Annotated in this window: 1 protein-coding gene; it reads left to right on the forward strand. The window is 39.4% G+C overall.

The window, feature by feature from the left end:
- Window positions 1-156: 156 nt before the first annotated feature.
- Window positions 157-1476 carry an IS1380 family transposase gene (locus tag BM212_RS12280; protein ID WP_091898823.1) on the forward strand — a complete coding sequence of 440 codons (1320 nt, stop codon included), beginning with the start codon at window positions 157-159 and terminating at the stop codon, window positions 1474-1476.
- Window positions 1477-1681: the final 205 nt, after the last annotated feature.

The following is a 1681-nucleotide window of genomic DNA, read 5'->3' on the forward strand; positions in this document are numbered from 1 at the left end:
CCTGAATAATTCATACTTTCTTTTGGAACATGTAGAAACTGCCTAACGGCAGGTGAAATTAACTTTTTATATCATCACCCTTTAAGTGATGAAAAAAGAACCCCTTTCTGATATGGTAAAGGTGACTAAACCAACCACAAGAAAGGAGTTCTTCTAATGATTAGCTTACACAAAAATCAAGTTAAATTCAATTCAAACATCACTATTTCCCATACAGGTGGTCGCTTATCAAGCGATTCTGGATTAGTCTTAGTTAAAGAAGTCATGAATACCTTCAATTTCTCTGAACTGGCCAAAGGCCTGTTGCACATAACGGATCATCGTGCCTATTTCACCCATGATAATATAGCGATACTTGAGCAGTTCATCATGCAGCTGGTCGCTGGCTATTCGGCAGACTCTTCAGCGAATCTTTTAAGACAAGATCCCGTATTCCAAATGGTGCTAGGCAAGAAGCCTTTAGCCTCTCAATCATCACTTTCACGTTTTCTAGACCGTTTCTCAGAAGAAAATATCCATCAACTACAGTCTTTGAATCAAGCATTAATCGATCAAGCACGTTTGATCCGCAATGATACAGAATTGATCATAGATATTGACTCTACCCATTCAGATACCTTTGGCCATCAAGAACAAACAGATTATAATGCACATTATCAAACCTACGGCTACCACCCATTAGTTGCCTTTGACGGACTGACTGGAGATTTCTTAAAAGCTGAACTGCGTTCAGGGAACCAATACACATCCAAAGGCGTGAAAGGGTTTATAGACCCGTTGTTACTTCACTACAATGAGGCATTACCCCATACCGACATATTGGTACGGGGAGACAGTGGGTTCGCTACACCAGAGGTGTATGAGTCTTGCGAAGCCAACAGCGCTCATTATGTGATCCGGTTAAAGAACAATCAAAAGCTCAGTCAACGAGCTGAACAATTAGTCCTGTACGGGGACAACCAAAAATGGGAAGAGCGAGAAGTTCAGTATTTTTCTGTACTGTATCAAGCTCAGTCATGGTCCAAACCTCGTCGTGTCTGTATTCGATCTGTTCGTGAAGGAGGAGAACTTCTCTTTCAACACTCGTTTATTGTGACTAGTCTTTCAGAGACGATCTCTCCTGAAGCTGTATTCTCTCTTTATGGTAAACGCGGTACAATGGAAAACTTTATCAAAGAAGCGAAATCAGGGTTTTATTTTGATAAAACCGATAGTCCACGATTCCTGGAAAACCATGTCAGAATGATGATGAGTGTCTTGGCTTATAACCTCGTCAATTTTTTGAAGACCATTGCGTTTGAGAAACTGAATCAGGGCATGACGATTCATTCCATTCGATTGCGATTACTTAAAGTTGCCGGTAAACTCGTTCAAACAGGGAGACAAGCTTATCTCAAACTGTCGAGTTACCATGTATATCAAGCTGAATTTTATAAGGTTTTTGAGCGCCTAAGGCAATCCAGGCAATGGATTTAGACCCTTAAATGCAAAAAAATTTTCAATCCTTCACTTTCAAGGGAGAAGTATGCCCTTAAACACTTAAGAAAATCCTTAAGAGATTGATTCAGTAGAAATCAAGTCCAAAGACACATTGTTTAATGAAAAAGTCGCTAATTTTTTCAAAAACAAATAATCTGTTCAAGAAAACAGGCTTAATTACAGAGCTATGAATTATTCAGGT

This window comes from Marinilactibacillus piezotolerans, from assembly GCF_900114235.1.
Classification (GTDB): Bacteria; Bacillota; Bacilli; order Lactobacillales; family Carnobacteriaceae_A; genus Marinilactibacillus; species Marinilactibacillus piezotolerans.